22 protein-coding genes and 1 tRNA gene are annotated in these 23,106 nt (G+C 42.6%); 17 read left to right on the top strand and 6 right to left on the bottom strand.

Annotation, left to right across the window (positions count from 1 at the left end; all coding sequences use genetic code 11):
* The first annotated feature begins 19 nt into the window (after positions 1-19).
* The 9 genes from EJN84_RS05600 to EJN84_RS05560 all read left to right on the top strand — a co-directional run bounded on the left by EJN84_RS05600 (position 20) and on the right by EJN84_RS05560 (position 8,667).
* Positions 20-1,252: a nucleoside recognition domain-containing protein gene (locus tag EJN84_RS05600; protein ID WP_129594495.1), complete on the top strand. Its 1,233-nt coding sequence runs from the start codon at positions 20-22 to the stop codon at positions 1,250-1,252.
* A gap of 35 nt (positions 1,253-1,287) precedes the next feature.
* Positions 1,288-1,707, top strand: a complete 420-nt coding sequence (ybeY, locus tag EJN84_RS05595; RefSeq protein WP_129594494.1) for an rRNA maturation RNase YbeY — start codon at positions 1,288-1,290, stop codon at positions 1,705-1,707.
* 311 nt (positions 1,708-2,018) lie between these two features.
* Positions 2,019-3,893: a tRNA uridine-5-carboxymethylaminomethyl(34) synthesis enzyme MnmG gene (gene mnmG, locus EJN84_RS05590; protein WP_129594493.1), complete on the top strand. Its 1,875-nt coding sequence runs from the start codon at positions 2,019-2,021 to the stop codon at positions 3,891-3,893.
* A gap of 43 nt (positions 3,894-3,936) precedes the next feature.
* A complete protein-coding gene (locus tag EJN84_RS05585) occupies positions 3,937-4,467 on the top strand; it encodes an adenine phosphoribosyltransferase (RefSeq protein WP_129594492.1) in 531 nt (176 codons plus the stop codon).
* A 12-nt stretch (positions 4,468-4,479) separates the two neighbouring features.
* Complete coding sequence (gene uvrC / locus EJN84_RS05580; RefSeq protein ID WP_129594491.1) at positions 4,480-6,276, top strand: excinuclease ABC subunit UvrC; 1,797 nt, start codon at positions 4,480-4,482, stop codon at positions 6,274-6,276.
* 2 nt (positions 6,277-6,278) lie between these two features.
* Positions 6,279-6,728 (top strand): D-aminoacyl-tRNA deacylase, encoded by a 450-nt coding sequence (dtd, locus tag EJN84_RS05575; protein WP_129594490.1) that lies wholly within the window; start codon positions 6,279-6,281, stop codon positions 6,726-6,728.
* A 5-nt stretch (positions 6,729-6,733) separates the two neighbouring features.
* Positions 6,734-7,075, top strand: coding sequence for a nucleotide pyrophosphohydrolase (locus EJN84_RS05570; RefSeq protein ID WP_129594489.1), 342 nt, complete (start codon positions 6,734-6,736; stop codon positions 7,073-7,075).
* Positions 7,076-7,117: 42 nt separating this feature from the next.
* Positions 7,118-7,984, top strand: coding sequence for a deoxyribose-phosphate aldolase (deoC, locus tag EJN84_RS05565; RefSeq protein ID WP_129594488.1), 867 nt, complete (start codon positions 7,118-7,120; stop codon positions 7,982-7,984).
* A gap of 233 nt (positions 7,985-8,217) precedes the next feature.
* Positions 8,218-8,667 (top strand): Hsp20/alpha crystallin family protein, encoded by a 450-nt coding sequence (locus tag EJN84_RS05560; RefSeq protein WP_129594487.1) that lies wholly within the window; start codon positions 8,218-8,220, stop codon positions 8,665-8,667.
* 95 nt (positions 8,668-8,762) lie between these two features.
* Here the strand turns inward: EJN84_RS05560 and EJN84_RS05555 are convergent, their stop codons facing one another.
* Complete coding sequence (locus tag EJN84_RS05555) at positions 8,763-9,737, bottom strand: polyprenyl synthetase family protein (RefSeq protein WP_129594486.1); 975 nt, start codon at positions 9,735-9,737, stop codon at positions 8,763-8,765.
* A 96-nt stretch (positions 9,738-9,833) separates the two neighbouring features.
* Between EJN84_RS05555 and polA the strand changes: the two genes are divergently transcribed.
* The 3 genes from polA to EJN84_RS05540 are packed head-to-tail and all read left to right on the top strand — an operon-like array spanning position 9,834 to position 13,914.
* Positions 9,834-12,635, top strand: a complete 2,802-nt coding sequence (gene polA, locus EJN84_RS05550; RefSeq protein ID WP_129594485.1) for a DNA polymerase I — start codon at positions 9,834-9,836, stop codon at positions 12,633-12,635.
* 27 nt (positions 12,636-12,662) lie between these two features.
* Complete coding sequence (locus EJN84_RS05545; protein ID WP_129594484.1) at positions 12,663-13,115, top strand: YqaA family protein; 453 nt, start codon at positions 12,663-12,665, stop codon at positions 13,113-13,115.
* 19 nt (positions 13,116-13,134) lie between these two features.
* Positions 13,135-13,914, top strand: coding sequence for a radical SAM protein (locus EJN84_RS05540; RefSeq protein ID WP_129594483.1), 780 nt, complete (start codon positions 13,135-13,137; stop codon positions 13,912-13,914).
* 138 nt (positions 13,915-14,052) lie between these two features.
* Here the strand turns inward: EJN84_RS05540 and EJN84_RS05535 are convergent, their stop codons facing one another.
* Both EJN84_RS05535 and EJN84_RS05530 read right to left on the bottom strand, forming a co-directional pair.
* Complete coding sequence (locus EJN84_RS05535; RefSeq protein WP_129594482.1) at positions 14,053-14,289, bottom strand: hypothetical protein; 237 nt, start codon at positions 14,287-14,289, stop codon at positions 14,053-14,055.
* 136 nt (positions 14,290-14,425) lie between these two features.
* Positions 14,426-14,499, bottom strand: a tRNA-Ile gene (locus EJN84_RS05530).
* A 181-nt stretch (positions 14,500-14,680) separates the two neighbouring features.
* Here EJN84_RS05530 and EJN84_RS05525 point away from each other — a divergent pair.
* Positions 14,681-15,115, top strand: a complete 435-nt coding sequence (locus EJN84_RS05525; RefSeq protein WP_129594481.1) for an OsmC family protein — start codon at positions 14,681-14,683, stop codon at positions 15,113-15,115.
* A 36-nt stretch (positions 15,116-15,151) separates the two neighbouring features.
* On the opposite strand, the gene EJN84_RS05520 is transcribed toward EJN84_RS05525, so the two are convergent.
* From EJN84_RS05520 to EJN84_RS05510, 3 genes are read right to left on the bottom strand one after another with little or no spacing between them, the layout of a single operon-like run.
* Positions 15,152-17,005 carry a 4-hydroxy-3-methylbut-2-en-1-yl diphosphate synthase gene (locus EJN84_RS05520; protein WP_129594480.1) on the bottom strand — a complete coding sequence of 618 codons (1,854 nt, stop codon included), beginning with the start codon at positions 17,003-17,005 and terminating at the stop codon, positions 15,152-15,154.
* A gap of 12 nt (positions 17,006-17,017) precedes the next feature.
* A complete protein-coding gene (locus EJN84_RS05515; protein WP_129594479.1) occupies positions 17,018-17,398 on the bottom strand; it encodes a VOC family protein in 381 nt (126 codons plus the stop codon).
* Positions 17,399-17,411: 13 nt separating this feature from the next.
* On the bottom strand, positions 17,412-18,134 hold the full coding sequence (locus tag EJN84_RS05510) for an MBL fold metallo-hydrolase (RefSeq protein WP_129594478.1): 723 nt from the start codon (positions 18,132-18,134) through the stop codon (positions 17,412-17,414).
* Positions 18,135-18,391: 257 nt separating this feature from the next.
* Here EJN84_RS05510 and EJN84_RS05505 point away from each other — a divergent pair, with 257 nt between their 5' ends.
* From EJN84_RS05505 to EJN84_RS05490, 4 genes are all read left to right on the top strand, one after another.
* Entirely contained in the window at positions 18,392-19,789 is a 1,398-nt protein-coding gene (locus EJN84_RS05505) for a Gfo/Idh/MocA family oxidoreductase (protein WP_129594477.1), read from the top strand.
* Between the two features lie 170 nt (positions 19,790-19,959).
* A complete protein-coding gene (locus EJN84_RS05500) occupies positions 19,960-20,817 on the top strand; it encodes an enoyl-ACP reductase FabI (protein ID WP_101487218.1) in 858 nt (285 codons plus the stop codon).
* 103 nt (positions 20,818-20,920) lie between these two features.
* Positions 20,921-21,529: an L-threonylcarbamoyladenylate synthase gene (locus EJN84_RS05495; RefSeq protein ID WP_101487219.1), complete on the top strand. Its 609-nt coding sequence runs from the start codon at positions 20,921-20,923 to the stop codon at positions 21,527-21,529.
* 32 nt (positions 21,530-21,561) lie between these two features.
* A complete protein-coding gene (locus tag EJN84_RS05490) occupies positions 21,562-23,103 on the top strand; it encodes a S41 family peptidase (protein ID WP_129594476.1) in 1,542 nt (513 codons plus the stop codon).
* The last annotated feature ends 3 nt before the right edge of the window (positions 23,104-23,106 follow it).

The following is a 23,106-nucleotide window of genomic DNA, read 5'->3' as shown; positions in this document are numbered from 1 at the left end:
ATCGTCGAAAACATCGCTTATGGTTCTGAATTACATCTGGATTGCATTTTTTCTGATAGCTTTTGTGGTCGCACTTGTGCGATTGATTTTTTTTGGTGATGTCACTATCTTTACCGAAATCATGAATTCGACCTACGATTCGGCTAAAACCGGTTTCGAAATTTCCTTAGGGCTCACGGGCGTACTTTCGTTATGGCTTGGCATGATGAAAATCGGTGAACGCGGCGGAATGGTTGAACTTTTTGCCCGAGCCGCTGCCCCGCTGTTTTCGAAACTTTTCCCCGATATTCCCAAAGGGCATCCTGCTTCAGCATCCATTCTCATGAACGTTTCGGCCAATATGCTCGGCCTCGACAATGCTGCAACCCCCTTCGGATTGAAAGCCATGAGCGAATTGCAGGAAATCAATCCCAACAAGGAAGAAGCTTCGAATCCGATGATTATGTTTTTGGTGATGAATGCCTCAGGTCTTACGCTCATTCCGGTAACCATCATGGTTTATCGGGCGCAGATGGGAGCCTCCAATCCGGCCGATGTTTTTATTCCGATTATGATTGCCACCTTCGCAGCCACGCTGGTTGGCGTGCTGGCCGTGTGCATGAAGCAAAAAATCAACGTTTTCGACAAAACTATTTTAGGATTCTTCGGAGTAATGACAGCCATCATTGTCGCCACAATTTTTGCTTTCCGGACGATGCCTCAACAACAAATCAGCATTGTTTCGAGCCTGATTGCCAACATTATTCTTCTGAGCATTATCATCGCCTTCATCGTGAAAGCTATGAAGAGAAAAATAAATATATTCGATGCCTTCATCGATGGAGCAAAAGACGGCTTCAAAACCGCAGTCGCCATCATTCCCTATCTGATTGCCATTTTGGTGGGAATTGGGGTGTTTCGCGCTTCGGGGGCAATGGACTTTTTGATGGAAGGCCTTCGCAACGTTGTTGCCTTCACCGGAATAGATACTCGCTGGGTGGACGGGATGCCTACAGCACTGATGAAACCGCTCAGCGGGAGCGGCGCTCGTGGTATGATGATCGACGCCATGAAAACCTTCGGTGCCGACTCGTTTGCCGGTCGTTTATCGGGAGTATTGCAAGGGGCCACCGATACTACTTTTTACATCGTGGCGGTATATTATGGCGCCGTGAACATAAAAAATACGCGCTATACGGTTCCCTATGCCCTTTTAGCCGATTTGGCCGGCGTAATTGCCGCTATTTTTGTGGCGTATCTTTTCTTTGGATAATTTACATCGAAAATAATCAATAAAATCATTCGAACATGGCTATCACTTTTCAAGCCGAAAATGTGGCTCTACCCAATATAAAAAAACGCGCAACTTCTAACTGGATAAAGGTTATAGCTGAAGAGTACGGAAAAAAGGCCGGTGATATTTCCTACATTTTTTGCGATGACGCAAAAATTTTGGAAATCAATCAGACCTATCTTCATCACGATTTCTACACGGATATTATCACGTTTGATTATTCGGAAGGCGATCGCATATCGGGCGATATTTTTATCGGCATCGACACTGTGCGTTCAAATGCCGAAAAATACGGAACAAATTTCGATGATGAATTGCATCGCGTCATCATTCATGGCATATTGCATCTCTGTGGTTTGAAGGACAAATCTGAAGCAGATAGCAAAAAAATGCGAAAAGCAGAAGATAAAGCTCTATCAATCAGATCGAAATAACTAAGCCGAAATCATAATCCCATCCGAGAATCTTCAGGAAAAAGAAATTGCCGGAATCTCATTTTTTACAGATAATTGAATCAAAATATTCGAAAGATGGCTTTTGTTGATCGGCTTGTTATATGCGGGATTCATCGATTAAAGACCATTTCGGGTGCAATCTTCAAGGGTATCCGGCATCAATCATTTATTGGGTATCTTCATATTTTGGTAAAATACCTTGAGCGATGCATTGTTATCCTCCATTAACATAAAGTTTTACTGCCAAATTTTCTTTTTTAGTATCTTTGCAAGCTTACATAAAATCGCAGATGAATTTTAATTACGATATAATTGTGGTGGGAGCAGGTCATGCCGGTTGTGAAGCTGCGGTTGCAGCAGCCAACATGGGTTCGAAAACGCTGCTCATCACCATGGATATGAACAAAATTGCCCAAATGAGCTGCAATCCGGCAGTAGGTGGAATTGCCAAAGGGCAAATTGTGCGCGAAATAGACGCGTTAGGAGGCCAAATGGGAATAGTGAGTGACCGAACGGCAATACAATTTCGGATGTTAAATCGTTCGAAAGGTCCGGCTATGTGGAGTCCACGGGTGCAAAGCGACCGAATGAAGTTTATCGCCACCTGGCGCGAGATCATCGAAAATACGCCCAATCTGTATATGTGGCAAGATACCGTAACGGAACTTCTGTTGAAAAACGGTTCGGTTGCGGGTGTAAAGACTAAAATGCAAGTCGAATTCACAGCCAAAGCCGTTGTTTTGACCAACGGAACATTTTTGAACGGATTGATGCATATCGGAAAAGTACAAATAAGTGGCGGCAGAGTTGCAGAGCCGGCCTCTTTCGGATTGTCCGAGCAGCTTCGAGATGCAGGATTCAAAGCCGATCGTATGAAAACGGGAACGCCGGTTCGCATCGACGGACGAAGCGTCGATTTTTCCCTTTTGGAAGAACAAAAGGGAGATGACGATTTTCACAAATTCTCTTATCTTCCCCATGTTCAACGACAGCTCATCCAGCGCAGCTGTTGGATTGCCAATACTTCGGAATACGTGCATGAAGCGTTGAGAGAAGGTCTAAGCGATTCACCCCTTTATAACGGACAAATCAAAAGCATCGGGCCTCGCTATTGTCCGAGTATCGAAACAAAAATCGTTACATTTTCGCAAAAAACGAGCCATCAACTTTTTTTAGAGCCGGAAGGTGAACATACCAACGAATATTATCTGAACGGTTTTTCATCTTCCCTACCCTTGCAAACCCAACTAAACGCTTTGCAACGCATACCGGCATTTCGCAATGTTCATATTTTCCGGCCCGGATATGCCATCGAATACGATTTTTTCGATCCGACCCAACTTTATGCAACGCTCGAGACGAAACACATAAAGAATCTGTTTTTTGCAGGGCAAATCAACGGAACAACCGGCTATGAAGAAGCCGCAGGACAAGGACTGATAGCCGGAATCAACGCCCATATCAATTGTCACGGAGGCAATCCTTTCGTATTGCACCGCGACGAAGCCTATATTGGTGTGCTGATAGATGATTTAATAACAAAAGGCGTGGACGAGCCCTATCGAATGTTCACATCGAGAGCCGAATACAGAATTTTGCTTCGTCAGGACAATGCCGATGAACGACTAACGCGCAAAGGCTTCGAAATTGGATTGGCTAAGCACGATCGGATCCAACTCTTGGATGAGAAGGAAGCTGAAATTGCCAAACTCATCGATTTTATCTCAAATTTCTCGGTCAAAGCCGATCGCATCAATCCGTTTCTGGAAAGAATCGGCACAGCGCCTCTGAAACGTGGCGTAAAACTCATCGAACTGCTTTCGCGGCCACACATCGATATTGAAACGTTAACTGAAGAAATCGCTCCATTGAAAGCACAGGTTGAACAAATTCCGAATCGCCGCGACGAAATCGTAGAATCGGCAAACATAAAGATAAAATATGACGGTTATATCAAACGCGAAAAATTAATGGCAGACAAAATATCGCGACTCGAAGATATTCGGATCAAAGATAAATTCAACTACAACGAAATTCAGTCTTTGTCCACCGAAGCACGACAGAAACTCACCAAAATTAACCCCGAAACCATCGCACAGGCGAGCAGAATTCCCGGCGTTTCGCCAAACGACATTTCGGTATTGCTTATATTATTAGGAAGATAGACACAAAATGTTTCACGTGGAACATTACTAATAAACAAAAATAATGAGTATAGAAAAACTTACAGAAGCAGTGCGTAATATTCCCGACTTTCCGATTGAGGGGATACAATTTAAGGACATAACCACCCTATTTCAAAATGCAGATCATCTGCAGGAATTATCGGATATTCTTTATGAACGATACAAAGATAAAGGCATCACCAAAGTGGTTGGAATAGAGTCTCGCGGTTTCTTTATGGGACCCGCAACTGCAATCAGACTGCATGCAGGGTTTGTTCCGATCCGAAAACCCGGGAAACTTCCTTATAAGACAATCGAAGAAAAATATTCGAAAGAATATGGCGATGATGTGATTCAAATTCATGAGGATGCACTTGTCCCGGAAGATGTCGTTCTCATTCACGACGATTTGTTGGCTACAGGAGGTACAATGGCTGCAGCATACCAACTCGTGAAAAAATTGGGCGTAAAAAAAATATATATCAATTTTCTGATCGAATTGGAAGAGTTGAACGGTCGTGCATTATTCAATCATGATGTAGATATAGATACAATATTGAAGTTTAAAATCTGAAAAAAATTTGCAGTGAATTCTGAAATAGAAAATACGCTCAAAATAATTCCTCACAGTCCCGGATGTTACCAATTTCTCGACGAAAAAGGCAAAGTTATCTATGTGGGAAAAGCAAAAGACTTAAAACGTCGCGTATCTTCTTATTTCAACAAATTTCAGGATAACCCCAAAACGAGAGTTCTGGTCAAAAATATTCGTCAGATAAAATATATTGTCGTCAATAGCGAAGAAGAGTCGTTTTTGCTCGAAAACAACCTTATCAAGCAACTGAAACCGCGATATAATGTGATGCTGAAGGATGACAAAACTTACCCTTCAATCGTGGTTAAAAACGAATATTTTCCAAGGGTTTACAAAACAAGAAATATTGTCAAGGACGGATCCAAATATTTCGGGCCATATACATCGGTGATGTCCGTCAACGCACTGATTGATATTTTCCGAAAAGTGTATCATGTGAGAACCTGCAGGTTGAATCTTACCCCCGAAAACATAGCTGCCGGGAAGTTTAAAGTATGTCTGGAATATCACATCAAACGTTGTCAAGGTCCGTGCGAAGGATATCAATCACTCGAAGATTACAATAAAAACATCGAGGAAATTGTTGAAATTTTAAAAGGGAATGTCGGCATTGTAGAAAAACAACTTCAATCGAAAATGCAGCAATACGCAGAAGAACTTCGATTTGAAGAGGCACAGGCCTTGAAAGAAAAATATTTGTTGATACAGAATTTCAGAGAAAAATCGCAGGTTGTCAGCAATTTAAATTACAACTTAGATGTTTTTGGATACGACGACGACGAAAATTCGGCTTACATTAATTACCTGCATGTTGTTAATGGAGCCGTAGTGCAAGCATATACATTTGAATACCGAAAAAAATTAGATGAAACGAGAGAGGAATTGTTAAGCCTTGGCATTGTGGAAATGCGCCAACGATTTGGGAGCGAATCCAAAGAAATCATCGTCCCTTTTCTGCCCGATCTCACGCTCACAAATGTAGAATTCACGATTCCTCAACGTGGCGATAAAAAGAAACTGCTGGAACTTTCGGACAAAAATGTCAAACAATACAAACTCGATAAGTTGAAAAAAGCAGAAATGCTGAATCCCGACCAACGTGCCACAAGAATTCTGACAACCGTCCAAAAAGATTTGCATCTGAAAGAAATTCCCTGGCATATCGAATGCTTCGACAATTCAAATATTCAAGGGACAAATCCAGTTGCTTCGTGCGTCGTGTTTAAAAAAGCAAAACCTTCGAAAAAAGACTACCGACATTTTAATGTGAAAACCGTTGTAGGACCCGACGATTTCGCATCGATGCGAGAGATTGTGGAAAGACGCTATTCTCGCGCACTTAACGAGGGCTCTCCACTGCCACAACTCATTGTAATTGACGGCGGTAAAGGCCAACTTCACGCTGCAGTAGATTCGCTTCAGAAAATTGGATTATACGGCAAAATTGCCGTAATCGGCATAGCAAAGCGATTGGAGGAAATTTATTTTCCCGAAGACCCTATCCCACTCTACCTCGACAAAAATTCGGAAACCTTAAAACTCATTCAACAACTTCGAGACGAAGCTCATCGATTCGGTATTACCTTTCATCGACAAAAAAGAAGCAAATCGCAATTGACTTCAGAATTCGACAATATCAAAGGCGTGGGAACGGAGACGAGAAAAAAATTGTTGACACATTTCAAAAGCATCAAACGATTGAAAGAAGCTGACGAAAAAGAAATCATCGAAGTAGTGGGTGAATCAAAAGGAAAAATTGTAATCGATCACTTCAAAAATCAATCATAATCATGCGGGCACTCATTCAGCGAGTATTATCTGCATCCGTGCATATCGGCGGAAACGAAAAAAGCAGCATAGGAGAAGGAATGTTGATCTTCATTGGTATAGAAGATGCCGATAATCGTGAAGATATTCAGTATATTTGCAGAAAAGCAGCAAATCTCAGAATATTCGACGACGAAAAAGGTATCATGAATCAATCGATACTCCAAACAGGAGGTGAAGTGTTGGTCGTTTCGCAATTCACCCTGTTTGCAGACACTCGAAAAGGGAATCGGCCATCATACATACGGGCATCCAAACCGGATTTTGCCATCCCGATCTACGAAGAATTTTGCTCATCGATGAGCCAAATATTGCAACAGGACGTGAAAACCGGTGAATTTGGTGCCGACATGCAAGTTTCGCTCGTTAATGACGGGCCCGTTACCATTTGGATAGACTCAAAAGAAAAATAAAGACAATGACACTGGAAGAAGCTCAACTTCAGGTTGACAAATGGATCAAGACCTACGGCGTTCGCTATTTCAGCGAATTGACAAACATGGCCATACTTACCGAGGAAGTTGGTGAACTTGCGCGCATTATCGCACGTACCTACGGAGAACAATCTTTCAAAGAATCGGACAAAAAATATGATTTAGCCGATGAAATGGCCGACGTGCTGTGGGTTTTGATTTGCCTTGCCAATCAAACCGGCGTAGATTTGGAACAGGCATTTGCAAACAATATCGAAAAGAAAACAAACAGAGATGCCGAACGCCACAAACAAAACAAGAAACTGAATTCAGACAATAAAGAATAAAATATACAATCACAATCACCAAACTGTAATTTTACGAAAAAAATGGATATCAAAAGTTATACCGACGTGCTTCGCACGCATTCATTCGATTTGTCCGACGAACAGGTTAAAAGCAAGGTTGCCGAACTGATTAACGAAAAGTATGCAGAAAACAACAACAAACAGGTGTATAAACTTCTATACTCATGCATCGATCTCACATCGCTGAATGGTACAGATACTCGCGAACATATCTGGAAGATGGTTCAGCAAGTGAACGATTTCGAAGGAACAAACCCCGAAATAGATAATGTTGCGGCCATCTGCGTGTATCCCAATTTCGCCAAAACGGTAAGAGAAGCGCTGACTGCAGATGTGCAAATCGCATGTGTTTCAGGAGGATTTCCTACCTCGCAGACTTTTACCGAAACAAAAATTGCCGAAACGGCACTTGCCGTCATGGATGGCGCCGACGAAATTGACATTGTCATTAATTTGGGCCTCTTTTTCGGAGAAGAATATGAAGAGATGTGCGAAGAAATCGAAGAAGTGAAGTTTGCCTGCCACGAAGCAAAACTAAAAGTAATTCTCGAAACCGGAGCACTTAAAACTGCCACAAACATTCACAATGCAGCCATTCTGGCGATGTATTCGGGAGCTGATTTCATCAAAACATCAACCGGAAAAATTTATGAAGGAGCAACACTTGAAGCTGCGTACGTGATGTGCCACGCCATAAAATCGTATTACGACAAAACGAAGACGAAAATCGGATTCAAAGTTGCCGGAGGTGTTTCGTCAGTTGAAGATGCCGTAAAATATTACACAATTGTGAAAGAAATATTGGGTAACGAATGGTGCAACAAAGACCTTTTCAGAATAGGCACAAGCCGATTGGCAAATACATTATTGAAAGCAATTGAGGACTAATTGAATCGATTTTTGCACTCGACGTTCACAGCCACTTTTAGCAAAGAGTTGTGATTTTCTCCAATAATCATACATTTTGACATAGCTTTGGCCAATAACAACCTATTAATTTGATATTTTATGACATTTTGTCATTTTCAAATAGGTAAACTTTACGAAAATGGATTGGCATGCCATTTGCTTGTTTGATAGTGAAAGTTGAAAAATAAAAAATAAGAAAGGAGGGCACAACTATGGCACTGGTAAAAAGAACAACCAATTGGTTACCGAGCGTATTCAACGATTTAGTACCGAGTGTATTCAACGATTTCTTCGGTAACGAATGGCTGACGAGCAATAGGTCGGTACCTGCAATCAACATTCGTGAAGAAGAAAATGGATTTGTGGTAGAGGTCGCTGCTCCGGGAATGACGAAGGAAGATTGCAATGTGATGGTGGATGATGACAACAACTTGATCATCAGTTTCGAAAAGAAAAACGAAAGTGAAGAAAAAGACAAAAAAGGTAAATACCTGAGACGCGAATTCTCTTACACACAATTCCAAAGAACGATGATTCTCCCTGAAAATGCGGAGAAAGACAAAATAAATGCGAAAGTTGAAAACGGTGTTTTGATGGTAGAGATACCTGTCAAGAAAGAAGATGAAAACGTTACAAAGGCTAAACGCATCGAAATTCAATAACAGCTTTTAGCCCCGCAAATAGGAAAACGTAATAAAGCGGGAAAGCGCCATCTTGAAGGGTGGTGCTTTTTTTTATTCTTTAAAAGCAATTGTAATCAGTAACTTCTCTCTTTTAAATACTTGAACAAAAGTTGCAAGAGCGGTCGATAATCTTCGTTCAAACTTAACGATTCCAAAATGGAATCGGCCTCAGCGAGTAGAGCATCTATCTTTTGATTGGTATAATCTATTCCACCGTGTGTTTTTGCAAACTGCAAAAGTGTAGCAACATTGGCATCAGAATAAGTTCGAGAACGAATTATCTCGAGCATCTCGTCAGCATCGGAACGAGGTGCATTTTGCAGCGCAAAGATGAGAGGCAGGGTAATTTTTCCTTCTTTAATATCACTGCCGGTAGGCTTGCCAACATCTTGACTGTAATAATCGAAAATATCATCTTTCAACTGAAATGTAATGCCAAGAATTCGTCCAAATCTTTCGAAATTATTCACAGTATCACGATCGGCGCCGGAGGTCAAAGCTCCTACTTTGGCACATGCAGCAAGAAGCGAAGCGGTTTTTTTGTCGATAACGTTGAAATATTCGTCCTCGTCAATAATTGCTTCATTAGCAATGGCAAACTGACTGAGTTCTCCTTCTGTGAGATTTTGACCAAGATGAGAAATAATATCAACAATTTCGAGATTCCCGGTCTTAACACTCTCGCGAAGTGCAGTAGATAGCAGATAATCACCACTCAACACCGCTTGATGGTTACCAAAAACCGCATTGACAGAAGGTTGTCCGCGACGGATGGAGGATTCGTCAAGAATATCATCATGAATAAGAGAGGCAGTATGCAATAACTCGATAGTAACTGCACCATAATAAGTTGCCGGAGTGACGCCCCCGCACGATTTAGCTGTGAGAAAAACCAACATTGGACGTATTCGCTTGCCTTCGGCTGATAGAACATGATTAATGATAGCCGAAATCCAACGATTATCATTTTCAACAGATTTTCTAAGAGCAATTTCGAAACGAATCAATTCCAGACGGAGAGCGTCTTTAATAACCTGACTGAAATCCATAAAACCTATTCTTCCGTACAAAAGTAGAAATATTTCTGCTTAAAGCAACAAATATTTGTAACTTTACGCAGATTAACTCGAATATTAAAGATATTTATGACAAAAAATAAGCTTTTTCTACTTGATGCTTATGCGCTGATTTACAGATCCTATTACGCTTTCATCAAAAATCCGCGAATGACCTCGAAGGGTGTAAACACATCAGCAATTTTCGGATTTGTGAATACATTGGAAGAAGTGCTCCGAAAGGAAAATCCGACACACATTGCGGTAGCTTTCGACCCTGCAGGACCAACTTTCAGACATACACAATTCGAATCCTACAAAGCACAACGGGAAGCTACCCCTGAAGATATCAAAACAGCCATACCTGTCATAAAAAAAATTCTGGAGGCCTATCGCATTCCAATCCTCGAAGTGGAAGGATACGAAGCCGACGACGTGATCGGGACTATTGCAAAACAAGTGGACAAAAGTAACTTCGATGTCTATATGATGACTCCTGACAAAGATTATGCTCAACTGGTGGACGATCATATTTTCATTTACAAGCCCAAATACGGAAGCAACGATTTCGAGATTTTAGACTACGAAAAAGTATTGGAAAAATATAACCTGAAGAATCCTCAACAAATGATTGATTTGTTGGGATTAATGGGCGATGCATCCGATAATATACCCGGTTGCCCCGGCGTAGGGCCAAAAACCGCAGATAAACTGCTTACGGAATTTGGCAGTATTGAAAATTTACTGCAAAACACAAAACAGTTGAAAGGCTCGATAAAGGAGAAAGTTGAAGAAAATAAAGATCAAATACTTTTTTCAAAATTCCTTGCAACCATCAAAACCGACGTCCCACTAAAAATCGAGACGGACAACTTAAAACGTCAGCAAATTGACGAGGCGGCATTAAGAGAAATTTTTGACGAGTTGGAGTTCAGAACATTGACAAACAGAATTCTGAATCCGCAAACAAATATGGAAAAACAGACATCCAAACCACAGCAACCCATGCAAGGCAATTTGTTTGACGAACCACTCGAAGAAATTGCGCCCCGGCCTTCGCTATTCGATCTGCCAAAAGATTTCACCGATATACATTCCACACCACATTCATACGTATTGATAGAAGGTGACGAGAAATTGGAAGAACTAAATCGCAAACTATGCGCTCAACCATCGGTATGTTTCGACACCGAAACCACCGGCACCGATCCATTATTGGCCGAACTAGTAGGAATGTCTTTTGCATTCGACGAAGGCGAAGCCTTTTATATTCCCATTTCATCGAACCGCGAAGAAGCGCAAAGACAGGTGAATTTCTTCAAACCGTTTTTCGAAAACGAAAACATTGAAAAAGTCGGACAAAACCTCAAATACGATATGCTTGAACTCCGAAATTACGGCATTGAAGTAAAAGGGAAACTGTTCGACACGATGATCGCTCACTACCTCCTTAATCCGGAATTGAGACACGGCATGGATTACATGGCAGAAACATTTTTGAAGTATAAAACAATTCATATCGACGAGCTTATCGGACCAAAGGGAAAAAACCAGCTCAACATGCGCGACATCGATCCACAAATTGTTTGCGAATATGCTGCGGAAGACGCCGACATAACGTTGAAACTAAAAAACGTTCTCGAGAAGAAAATTCACGAAAACAACCTCGATAAACTTCTCTACGAAGTTGAATGTCCGCTGATTTACGTGCTGGCCGACATGGAATGGACAGGCGTTCGCCTCGACTTGAAGGCCCTCGAAGAATTGTCGAAGCAACTAACCGAAGAACTTTCGACAATAGAACATGAAATCGTGCAAATGGCAGGAATCGATTTTAACGTCAATTCTCCGAAACAAATCGGCGAAATACTGTTCGACCGTATGAAAATAGTGGAAAAACCAAAGAAAACAAAAACCGGTCAGTACAGCACAAACGAAGAAGAACTCGAAAAACTGCGAGGGAAACATCCTATCATCGACAAAATTCTCGAACAGCGAGGCATTAAAAAATTGCTCAGCACCTATATCGACGCATTCCCTCAACTGATAAATCCGCGAAGCGGAAAAATTCATACTTCATTCAATCAAACCGTTGCAGCCACAGGCCGATTGAGCAGTACAAATCCGAATTTGCAAAATATTCCCGTACGGGACGAGCGCGGAAAAGAAATGCGAAAAGTGTTTATTCCGGACGAAGGATGTGTATTCGCATCATCGGATTATTCGCAAATCGAACTGCGCATCATGGCACACTTGAGTGCCGACAAAAACATGGTTGAAGCTTTCTTGCACGACCAGGACATTCACGCAGCCACAGCATCCAAAATCTATCACGTTCCCATCGAAGAGGTTACGGCAGACATGCGCCGCAAAGCCAAAACGGCAAATTTCGGCATTATCTATGGCATCACACCATTCGGATTGTCCGAACGACTTTCGATTTCGCGCTCGGAAGCCAAACAATTGATCGACGAATATTTCGAAACCTTTCCCGACGTTAAGCGTTACATGGACAAAAGTATCGCCACTGCACGCACAAAAGGATACGTAGAAACCATTTTCGGTCGAAAACGATATTTGCCCGACATCAACTCGCGAAATGCAAATGTGAGGGGTTTTGCCGAACGCAATGCAATAAACGCACCTATACAGGGAAGTGCGGCCGACATCATCAAAGTGGCCATGATAAAGATACACGACCGCTTTGCAAAGGAAAAACTGAAGTCGAAAATGATTCTGCAAGTACACGATGAACTCGACTTTAACGTAGTGGAAGAAGAGCTCGATACCGTACGAAAAATCGTGGTAGAAGAGATGGAACATGCCTGCAAACTGATTGTTCCGCTCAAAACCGACTTTGGATACGGCAAAAATTGGCTCGAAGCTCATTGATTTTTTTCAAAAAAACATCAGAAAATCATGCTCGAGGGATTGTCAGAATATGGATATTGGGGTTTGCTGCTCGCTTCTTTTCTTGCGGCAACGGTGCTGCCATTCAGCTCTGAAGTCGTTTTTGCAGCCCTCATCGCCGTAGGAATGGATATTTGGACATGCATACTGTTCGCCACCATCGGAAATGCGGCCGGTGGTGCTACCTGCTACTACATCGGAAGACTTGGCAAAACGGAATGGCTCGAAAAATATTTCAAGATAAAACCCGAAAAAATCGACAGTACCATCAAATGGTTGCACGGAAAGGGAGCTGTTATGGGTTTTTTTGGATTTCTTCCCGCTATAGGCGATGCAATTTTGGTAGCGTTGGGATTTATGCGCGCCAATACTCCGACAGTATTGACAACAATGACGATCGGAAAATTCTTACGGTATGTGATTATCGGATTTGGAACCGGTCAGATTGTTTCATGGTTATAACTTAATTTTTTAAACGTTTATGTCAACCATCCTTTTCCACGAAATTGTGTATGGGCCCATTCATAGCCGGCGTTTGGGCACTTCGTTGGGAGTGAATCTCTTACCCTACGACGGCAAATTGTGTTCGTTTGATTGTCTTTATTGCGAATGCGGATTCAACAAGGATTTCCGCTCCAAAACACACTTGCCCGATCGCCAAAACGTGCGTGAAGCGCTCAAAGACAAACTCCAAACGCTTCATCGCGAACAAACCAAACTCGACGTAATTACGTTTGCCGGAAATGGTGAGCCCACAATGCACCCCGAATTTGAAGGAATCATCGAAGATACCTTGGAGCTACGAAACCGATATTTTCCGAACGCCAAAATCAGTGTACTTTCAAACGGCATGAATGTCGGGAAAAAAAGTGTGTTTGAAGCGCTTACAAAAATCGACAATCCCGTGCTGAAACTCGATTCGGCTTTCGACGATACGGTACGCTTCATCGATCGCCCCAATTCACCCAACTATTCTGTGGCAAAACAGGTAGAGCTTTATCGCAAGTTCGAGGGGAATTTTATCCTGCAAACCATGTTTTTGAAAGGAGAATTTGAAGGAACGCAAATCGACAACACGACAGAACGTGAAGTTTCAGCCTGGTTGGAGCTTGTTGACACGCTTCGCCCTCGCGAAGTGATGATCTACACTATCGATCGCGAAACGCCCGCCGGCGGTCTTAAAAAGGCCTCTATGGACACACTCAATGCAATTGCCCGAAAAGTTCAGCAATTGGGCATCGCAACAAATGTAGCAGGATAAGACATAACGAATCACCGACAAAAACAGCTACCATCTTTTGGAGTTTGTGCAAGGTCAACAAGAGCCAAGTACGGCGCAAATACGGCGATAGTATGATTCGACAATGGAGAATGGAGAAATAGTAACCGACTTGACGATTTATCGATTGGTTGATTTATTGATGATAGGATTGGCGATAGTTAAGTTGTTCCTAACTCGTTCAATTGACTGATCCAATATCAGGCGGGTACTGTTGAGCAGAATGTTTTCGATGTTAGTGAGTGGATATTCCGTAACCTGTTTCTCTTCGACTTCCTTGTCATATAACTCAAGAATATCCTGTGCTCTCCCAAATGTTTGTCGAAGTAAGGAAAAGAAAGAAAATCTGTAATACATTAAAAATAGGATTGATATAAACCGTTCCTCCATTATTCTACGAAATTGATCCGAATAATAGTTACACAATTGCAACCGGAATCCGGACTGAAAAATAAAAAACCGCCGAAATTCAGCGGTTTTGTTTTTGTACGAGTGGTCCCACTTGGGCTTGAACCAAGGACTCCCTGATTATGAGTCAGGTGCTCTGACCAACTGAGCTATGGGACCTTTGTTTCAATTATTCATTGAAAGCGGGTGCAATATTACTACTTTTTTGGGAATTACGAAACAATTGACACAAATATACATTTAAGGATAATTAAAGTTTTTATATCAAGTTAATTATTACTTTTGAAAAAGTGGAATTCAGCCACAATTAACTATAACGTTTTTCCCAAATTTTAAAATTATGGCAGACTCAACATTTCGTGTAAATGCGCATAGCGCAAATCCAACAAAAACCATCGTAAAAGCAAGAAGCTTTCAGATGATTATAGATGAACCGACTGAACTGGGAGGTACCAACGAGGGCGCAAACCCTGTTGAATACCTGCTTGCAGCCCTTTCGGGCTGCTTAAACGTGATGTGTCATGTTGTAGCAAGAGAAATGAACTTCACGCTACGCAGCGTAGAAATTAAATTATCCGGTACGTTAAACACCGATAAGCTCTTTGGAAAAGAAACAACCGAAAGGGCAGGATACAAAGAAATCAACGTTGAAATTACTCCCGATGCCGATGCCGATAAAGAAACGCTTGCAAGATGGATAAAAACCATCGAGTCGCGTTGTCCGGTCAGTGATAATATAGCTAATCCGACCCCACTTCACATTTCTTTGAAATGAGAAGTGAAAAGGTGGCTTTCCGCCACCTTTTTTCATTTAATTATCATCCGGATCCACCCAATCGCCATTGTCTTTGATTAACCGGATGAGTCGCTCCACAGCATGCTCTTGCGGAATGTTTTTTTCGACGAGCTGTTTCTTTTTGTAGAGTGAAATCTTGCCATGTTCAGCCCCGACATAACCGTAATCGGCATCGGCCATTTCTCCGGGCCCATTAACGATACAACCCATCACGCCGATTTTAAGATGCTTGAGGTGCGAAAAATGCTGCTTTATCAACGCAACCGTTGTTTGTAAATCGAACAATGTGCGGCCACAACTCGGGCACGAAATAAATTCGGTTTTGCTTGTGCGAACACGTGCAGCCTGCAATATGCCGAAAGCGTAAGAATCGATATCCACAGGCGAAATAGTTCCCACATTACTCAACATCACACCGTTTCCAAAACCGTCAAGCAGAACGGTTCCGAAATCCGCACCGGCCTTCACCTGAATATCTTCAGGATCATTCTCGGCATAATGGCGTTGCAAGATGACCGGTACACGACAATCGGCATTGAGCAATGCATGAAAAAAAGCGCGCTGCTCCCCTACCCCATTTACATGGTTTGTGGTTAATATCGCCACCACATTGGGATAGGTTTTCAACATATTCATCACCTCATCCGATAATTGGGGATAAGATATTCGCAGAAAATTGACATTAGCCTCCGAGTTGGGAATTTCGTTCATGTTTTGAACCGTAAAAAGAGGGAAACGATCGATCTCGTTGTGCCATCCCTTATAATCGACAATCGCTTTCATTCCTTTCGGAAAATTCGCGGGAATACTGGCTCCGACATACATAAAATCGGGAATGAAATGTGGATGTATCGTCATATCTTCGGTTTGGCTGCGATCCGAAATAACAACAGGCACAAAATCTCCGCCGATATTGCGAACTGCAGATGTATTGCGCCGATCGGTGGAAAAAGGGTCGAATCCTTCAAAGATTTTTCCTTCAATTTTCGGATGCCCTTGCCTTTGCAGAACATAATCAACCAATTTTCGTGCTACCGGAATTTCGGCTTCAGGATCCTCGCTCAAGGAAACACGAACTGTGTCTCCCAATCCGTCAGAAAGCAATGCACCGATTCCTACTGCCGATTTGATGCGCCCATCCTCACCATTACCGGCTTCCGTAACGCCCAAGTGGAGAGGAAAGTGTATGTTTTCCTTATCCATCCTGTCAACGAGCAAACGGACGGCCTTGGTCATCAACAATGTATTGGAGGCTTTCATCGAAATCACAATATCGGTGAAACCTTCGTCCAAAGCAATACGCAGATATTCCATACACGATTCCACCATTCCTTGAGGGGTATCACCATAACGACTCATGATGCGATCGGAAAGCGATCCGTGATTAACACCGATGCGTACCGCCGTGCCATACTCCTTGCACACGTTGAGAAAATCGACCACTTTTACACGAATTTTCTGCAATTCCTGAAGATATTCTTCGTCGGTATATTCAAGTTGGGCAAATGTTTTTTGTTTGTCCACAAAGTTGCCCGGATTGATGCGAACCTTTTCCACAATTTTGGCTGCAGCTTCGGCGGCACGAGGATTGAAGTGAATATCGGCTGAAAGAGGTGTAGAATAACCTTTGTCGCGAAGCTGCTGTTTGATGTTGCGAAGATTTTCGGCTTCGCGCACACCCTGTGCCGTGAGTCGGATGAGTTGGGCTCCGGCAGCAATAATTCGCTCGCATTGTGCCACACTCGCATCGGTGTCGAGCGTGTTGGTATTGGTCATCGTTTGCAACACAATGGGATGACTGCCTCCCATCGTGATATTTCCGATATGCACATCGATGGTTGGACGGCGATGATAATTAAAAAAATCCATTCTGAATTGATATTAATTTTGAAGAGGCAATATTTCGATCCAGTATCCGTCGGGATCGTTAATGAAGTAGAGACCCATGTCGTGATTTTCGTAACAAACACAACCCATTTCCTTGTGATAAGCCCGAATGGAATCGTAATTGCCCTGCACGCGCACGCAAAGGTGTTGCTCATTATCTCCCATATTGTAAGGCCTATCCCAATCGCGAAGCCAAGTGAGTTCGAGCGAAAATCCGGTAACACCATCGCCCAGATAAACGAGAATAAATGACCCGTCTTCGGCAACTTTTCGGCGGACTTCAGTAAGCCCCAGCGCATCGCGGTAAAAAGCCAAACTGCGATCGAGGTCGAATACGTTGATGTTGTAGTGATCAAATCTGCTTGTAATATTCATTTCGTTTTCAAATTTATAGTTCGAATGACTGACCGGTATGAGTTACTTTAAGATAATTGCAGTTGTTTTGCCGGGCAATGTTTTCGAAAGCGTTGACTTTAGCGTATTGTTCGCCAAAATGCATGGGGAGGAGATACTCCGTAGGAATTCTACTGACAAACTGTTCTGCTCCCCGCATGTATTCTTTACCAAGCCTCGGATCTATTGGAAACATGGCAAGATAAAGATGATTCACGTTTTCGGCAAGCAATTCCAATTCGCAAAGGTAATTGTTTTCGAAAACAAGAGCCTCTTCTTTGGAAACTTCTTCTTTCCAATGCCAGTTATTGAGATCTCCCGCGTGAAAGATCAACTTATCGTTCACATTCACTAAAAACGAACCACCCAAATCGGTCGATCCAAACAGTTGTGCCCAAAGGTTATAATCCTCGAACTTTGCATATTTGGCGAGATAATGCACGCCTGTTCCAATGGTTTGCTTGTTTTCGAGCAGCTCATTAGCAAAAATATAGGTAATATTATTTTTCTTTTCTTTCCACGATAGAATTTCCGGATTGAAATGATCGGGATGAGAATGTGAACAAAATACGTATAAATCCTCAGGTTTTTTCAGCAGATAATCCCGCACAAAATAAGTTCCATCAGATTTCTTTGCATCTTTATAAAAATCGAAAACAATCGAAAATCGTTCGGTTTCGATCACGTAGCCACTATGAAAAATATAAGTTACAATCATAACATATTCCGGAAAGTCTCTATGGAATAATAACAATTTTGTGGCAAAATGTTCATTTCGTTCGACATAAAATTTGATAAAAAGAGGGAAACACTTACTTTTGTGAAAGCGGCAAAAAAAGATGCAAACACTATAATTTACTTTTTCACGAACAAATAATAAGGAGATGATCTTGCACACATCATGCCCTTTAGAAGAAAAAGGATTGTATTGAAAGCAATTGATCAACAATATTTTAAACCACACAACCAACAATTATCATGAGTACCAGACGCAATTTCTTGAAAACGGCCGCCATAGCCGGCGCCGGATTGGCAACAGCTCCATTGGCAAGTGCAGCGCAAAAAGTGCCTATCGTTGCCCCACAAAAACAAAGAATTCCATCAAAAGACGGAAAAATCAGGGTCGGATTCATTGGGACGGGATTTCGTTCGCAAGAACACTTCAATAACGTATTGTCATTCGACGATGCCAAAATCGTGGCGATTTGTGATGTTTCCGACTTTTCGCTCAACATGACCAAAGAAACCTTTAAACGAAAAGGGAAAGAACTTCCTAAAATTTACAAAGGAGGTGAACATGAATACGAAAAAATGCTCGCCAACGAAGAATTCGATGTAGTACTGATTGCCAGTCCGTGGGAATGGCATGTGCCCATGTCGGTTGCCGCCATGAAAGCCGGAGTGCCGTACGTTGGTGTGGAAGTTTCGGCCGCCAACACGATGGACGAATGCTGGGATTTGGTGAACACTTCCGAAGAAACCGGTTCGCAACTCATGATTCTCGAAAACGTATGCTACCGGCGCGACGTGATGGCCGCACTTAAAATGGTTCGCGAAGGCCTTTTTGGCGAATTGATACACTGCCGTTGCGGCTATGAGCACGATTTGCGCGCCGTGAAATTCAACGACGGTAAATCCTATTCGTACGTTCCCGGCACCGAACTGAAAATGGGACCGGGAGCTATCGGCGAAGCCGTATGGCGAACTTTCCATTCCGTGAAGCGAAACGGCGATCTATACCCTACCCACGGTATCGGACCCGTAGGCACGTGGCTCGACATTAACCGAGGAAATCTCTTCGTTTCGCTTTCGTCGATGGCAACCAAGAGTCGGGGCTTGCACAAATTCATCGTCGATAACGGAGGCCCGAATCATCCGTATGCCGACATCGATTTTAAACTGGGCGATATCGTTACTACCATGATCAACACGGTGAAAGGCGAAACCATCATCGTAACACACGATACCAACTCCCCCCGACCCTATTCACTCGGCTTTCGCCTGCAGGGAACCGAAGGTTTATGGTACAATGACGGCGATACAATTTACATCGAAGGAAAATCGAAGCCCCATCAGTGGGACAAATCGAGCGACTGGTTTGCCAAATATGATCACTCGCTGTGGAAAAGATACGGCGATGCGGCGCAAAATGCCGGTCACGGCGGAATGGACTACGTGATGATGATGGACCTGTTTAACGCCGTGCGCGAAAACAAACCCGTTCCGCTGGACTGCTACGATGCAGCAGCCTGGAGCGCCATCTCGGCTCTATCGGAACAATCCATCGCCAACGGCGGTCAATTATTGGAATTTCCCGATTTCACTCGCGGCAAATGGATCAACCGTAAACCCAGTTTCGCGATGGAAATTTAACGGAAAATAAATATTCGGCAAAGTTTTCGCACCATTTCGACTCCGAAATAGGTTGAAATACGAACCAATTATGCACAAAAATGTTTATATATTGCACATTTTTTGTACTTTTGTGCAGATTTTATATTTAAACACTTCTGTTTTGCAGATTACAAAAAGAAAACTAAAAGATGAATCACAACTTATTGAAAGGCAAACGAGGCATCATTTTCGGCGCATTGAACGACATGTCCATCGCTTGGAAAGTTGCCGAAAGAGCCGTTGAAGAAGGAGCAACCATCACCCTGTCCAACACGCCCGTGGCAGTTCGTATGGGCGATACAGCCAAATTAGGTGAGAAACTCAATGCCGAGATCCTGCCTGCAGATGCGACCAATGTGGATGATCTCGAAATGGTATTTTCAAAATCGGTAGAGATTTTGGGAGGCAAGATCGATTTCGTACTTCATTCTATCGGCATGTCTCCCAACGTACGCAAAAAACGGACATACGACGATCTGGATTACGACATGTTCATGAAGACGCTCGATATTTCGGCCATCTCATTTCACAAAATGCTTCAAGTTGCACGCAAATTGGACGCTATAGCAGAGGGAGGATCCGTGCTTGCACTTTCGTATGTAGCTGCTCAACGCACATTTTACGGCTATAACGACATGGCCGATGCCAAAGCACTGCTCGAATCTATCGCACGTAGCTTCGGATACATTTACGGCCGCGAAAAAGGAGTTCGCATCAACACCATTTCACAATCGCCTACGATGACAACCGCCGGCAGCGGCGTGAAAGGAATGGAAGATTTGATGGACTTTGCCAACCGAATGGCACCTCTCGGAAACGCGGATGCGGACGACTGTGCCGACTACTGCATCGTAATGTTTTCGGATCTTACCCGAAAAGTTACCATGCAAAACCTCTACAACGACGGCGGATTTTCGAGTATGGGTATGAGCCTTCGAGCCATGAAGCAGTATAGTAACGGACTCGATGAAGCCCGTGACCAAAACGGACAAATCGTTTACGGATAGTTCTCCTTTCAGGGAGATATCTCATTCGTACCCGCCGATCCTTTGGCAAAAAATAACTCTGAAAGTCTATTCAGAGTTATTTTTTTATACATTTGCATCCGTTATGTTGATAAAAATATATCCCGACAATCCCAATTCCCGCGAAATCGACAAAGTAGTTTCGGTGCTCAGTGACGGTGGAACCATCATTTATCCCACCGACACGCTTTATGCCATCGGTTGTGATGCACTCAACGTTCGTGCCGTGGAAAAAATATGTGCTCTCAAAGGCATCAATCCCCAAAAAAGCAACCTTTCGATTATTTGCAGCGATTTAAGCTCAATCAGCGAATATGCCAAAGTGGATACACCTACTTTCAAGCTGATGAAGCGCAATCTTCCCGGGCCGTTTACGTTTATTTTGCCGACAACATCATCCCTACCGAAAATTTACAAAAACAAAAAAACCGTCGGCATCCGCGTGCCCGATAGCAATATCGTTCGCCAACTAGCCGAACGATTGGGAAACCCTATCTTGAGTACATCGGTGTCGCAAGGCAATGATGAGATAGAATATCTGACTGACCCCGAACTGATCCACGAAAAATGGTCATCGATAGCAGATATTGTGATAGATGGCGGACCCGGCGGCATAGAACCTTCGACCGTAGTTGATTGTACCGGCGATGAACCCGTAATTATCCGTCAGGGAAAGGGCATTCTGATATTGTAAATAAATTCAATTACATACTTCATATATTTCCTATGAAAAAAATTTTATTTCTCGGCCTCATTGCAGTGTTGTTTTCGTTCATACTGACTTCCTGCGAAAAAGATTCTCCCGTTGACACATCCAATGATACAATAAACCCCGTTTCGCAATTTGTTTACGACGGAATGTCCACTTATTATCTGTGGGCAAATGAAGTTGTAAACAAAAAACCTACGGTTGCCGATACCGATCCCGAAGCTTATTTCTACAGAATCCTGAATAGCACAGACCGCCAACACGGTTGGTCGTGGATAACGGATGATGTTCAATCATTGCTCAACGATTTCTCGGGTACTCCAAAAGCATCGGGTGCCCCTTCGTTTACATTTATGAATGCAAATTCGCAAAATTACGCAATTGTCAATTATGTATTTCCCGATACTCCTGCATCAAATGCCGGATTGAAACGACTGGATATCATCGGTCAAATCGACGGCAAACCGATTACCGATAGTAATTTCGGAAAACTTTACGGAAGTGATCCGGTAACCTTTTCAATTTATAAACTTACTGCAAACGACATCGTAAAAGACAGAGACATTTCAATCACTCCCACTGTTATCAGCACCAATCCTGTGCTTCTGGACAGTATTTATGAAATAGGCGACAAAAAAATCGGTTATCTGTTTTACACGGATTTTATATCCGAATTCAATAATTCCCTATTCCAAGAATTTTCAAAATTAAAAACGGCAGGTATAACTGATTTGGTTCTGGATTTACGGTACAATCACGGTGGTGCAATTACGGCAGCCACCTACCTAAGTTCGCTCGTTGCCCCTAAAAATTATGTACAATCGAAATCGACATTGGTTAAACTTTCTTACAACACCGATTTAAACAATTATTTTGATGCCCATAAATATAGTAGAAGTTACTTATTGGGTGAGTACGACAATACATCCGAACAAAATCCGCTTACAAATAATCTTGATTTGCCCCGCATCTATATTATTGCTACACGCGATTCGTATTCGGCAGCCGAATTAACCATTTTTTGTCTGAAACCTTACATGGAAGTGATTCATATTGGCAACAAAACCGGCGGTAAATACACAGCATCATGGACGCTACATGCCTACGACACTTTGCCTGATGAAAATGGAAATGTCAGAGCTGTTCCTATCTACGACAAAAATGAATTAACAAGTGACGAACAACAATCTTTAACGAACTGGGCTATGCAACCAATCGTAGCAAAATATACCGATAAGGGCGGACTCGATTTTTCGGCTACCGATGGATTGCTTCCCGATTCAAGCAACATTTTTAACGAAGGTTTTGGATATATCGATTATTGGACGCCATTGGGTGATACGAAAGACGTGTTTCTGGGTCAAGCCTTATATTTGATTACCGGCGACAATTCATACCAACCGGTACAACCGAAAGCAGCACGAGCAACTAATTTGCCAATAATTTCGAATCAAAAATTACATAATCCGAAAGATTTTAAGATGCAGTCGGTAATCCTGGATAATATTAAAATGTCCTCCGGCGAATTAAGATCAATCACCGATGAACTCCGGAAATAATAC

Origin of the sequence: Seramator thermalis (assembly GCF_004138125.1) — a bacterium.
In the GTDB taxonomy this organism is placed as follows: Bacteria; Bacteroidota; Bacteroidia; order Bacteroidales; family Dysgonomonadaceae; genus Seramator; species Seramator thermalis.
The sequence above is the reverse complement of the archived record's forward strand: the minus strand, read 5'-3'. Positions and strand labels throughout refer to the sequence as shown.

Coding starts and splice junctions, on each gene's coding strand:
- EJN84_RS05600 (WP_129594495.1), top strand. CDS start 20: ATGGTTCTGAATTACATCTGGATTGCATTTTTTCTGATAGCTTTTGTG.
- EJN84_RS05525 (WP_129594481.1), top strand. CDS start 14,681: ATGGCAGACTCAACATTTCGTGTAAATGCGCATAGCGCAAATCCAACA.
- EJN84_RS05535 (WP_129594482.1), bottom strand. CDS start 14,289: ATGTATTACAGATTTTCTTTCTTTTCCTTACTTCGACAAACATTTGGG.
- EJN84_RS05495 (WP_101487219.1), top strand. CDS start 20,921: ATGTTGATAAAAATATATCCCGACAATCCCAATTCCCGCGAAATCGAC.
- EJN84_RS05540 (WP_129594483.1), top strand. CDS start 13,135: ATGTCAACCATCCTTTTCCACGAAATTGTGTATGGGCCCATTCATAGC.
- deoC (WP_129594488.1), top strand. CDS start 7,118: ATGGATATCAAAAGTTATACCGACGTGCTTCGCACGCATTCATTCGAT.
- mnmG (WP_129594493.1), top strand. CDS start 2,019: ATGAATTTTAATTACGATATAATTGTGGTGGGAGCAGGTCATGCCGGT.
- EJN84_RS05510 (WP_129594478.1), bottom strand. CDS start 18,134: ATGATTGTAACTTATATTTTTCATAGTGGCTACGTGATCGAAACCGAA.
- EJN84_RS05500 (WP_101487218.1), top strand. CDS start 19,960: ATGAATCACAACTTATTGAAAGGCAAACGAGGCATCATTTTCGGCGCA.
- EJN84_RS05545 (WP_129594484.1), top strand. CDS start 12,663: ATGCTCGAGGGATTGTCAGAATATGGATATTGGGGTTTGCTGCTCGCT.
- polA (WP_129594485.1), top strand. CDS start 9,834: ATGACAAAAAATAAGCTTTTTCTACTTGATGCTTATGCGCTGATTTAC.
- EJN84_RS05585 (WP_129594492.1), top strand. CDS start 3,937: ATGAGTATAGAAAAACTTACAGAAGCAGTGCGTAATATTCCCGACTTT.
- EJN84_RS05560 (WP_129594487.1), top strand. CDS start 8,218: ATGGCACTGGTAAAAAGAACAACCAATTGGTTACCGAGCGTATTCAAC.
- EJN84_RS05520 (WP_129594480.1), bottom strand. CDS start 17,005: ATGGATTTTTTTAATTATCATCGCCGTCCAACCATCGATGTGCATATC.
- EJN84_RS05490 (WP_129594476.1), top strand. CDS start 21,562: ATGAAAAAAATTTTATTTCTCGGCCTCATTGCAGTGTTGTTTTCGTTC.
- EJN84_RS05570 (WP_129594489.1), top strand. CDS start 6,734: ATGACACTGGAAGAAGCTCAACTTCAGGTTGACAAATGGATCAAGACC.
- EJN84_RS05555 (WP_129594486.1), bottom strand. CDS start 9,737: ATGGATTTCAGTCAGGTTATTAAAGACGCTCTCCGTCTGGAATTGATT.
- EJN84_RS05515 (WP_129594479.1), bottom strand. CDS start 17,398: ATGAATATTACAAGCAGATTTGATCACTACAACATCAACGTATTCGAC.
- ybeY (WP_129594494.1), top strand. CDS start 1,288: ATGGCTATCACTTTTCAAGCCGAAAATGTGGCTCTACCCAATATAAAA.
- dtd (WP_129594490.1), top strand. CDS start 6,279: ATGCGGGCACTCATTCAGCGAGTATTATCTGCATCCGTGCATATCGGC.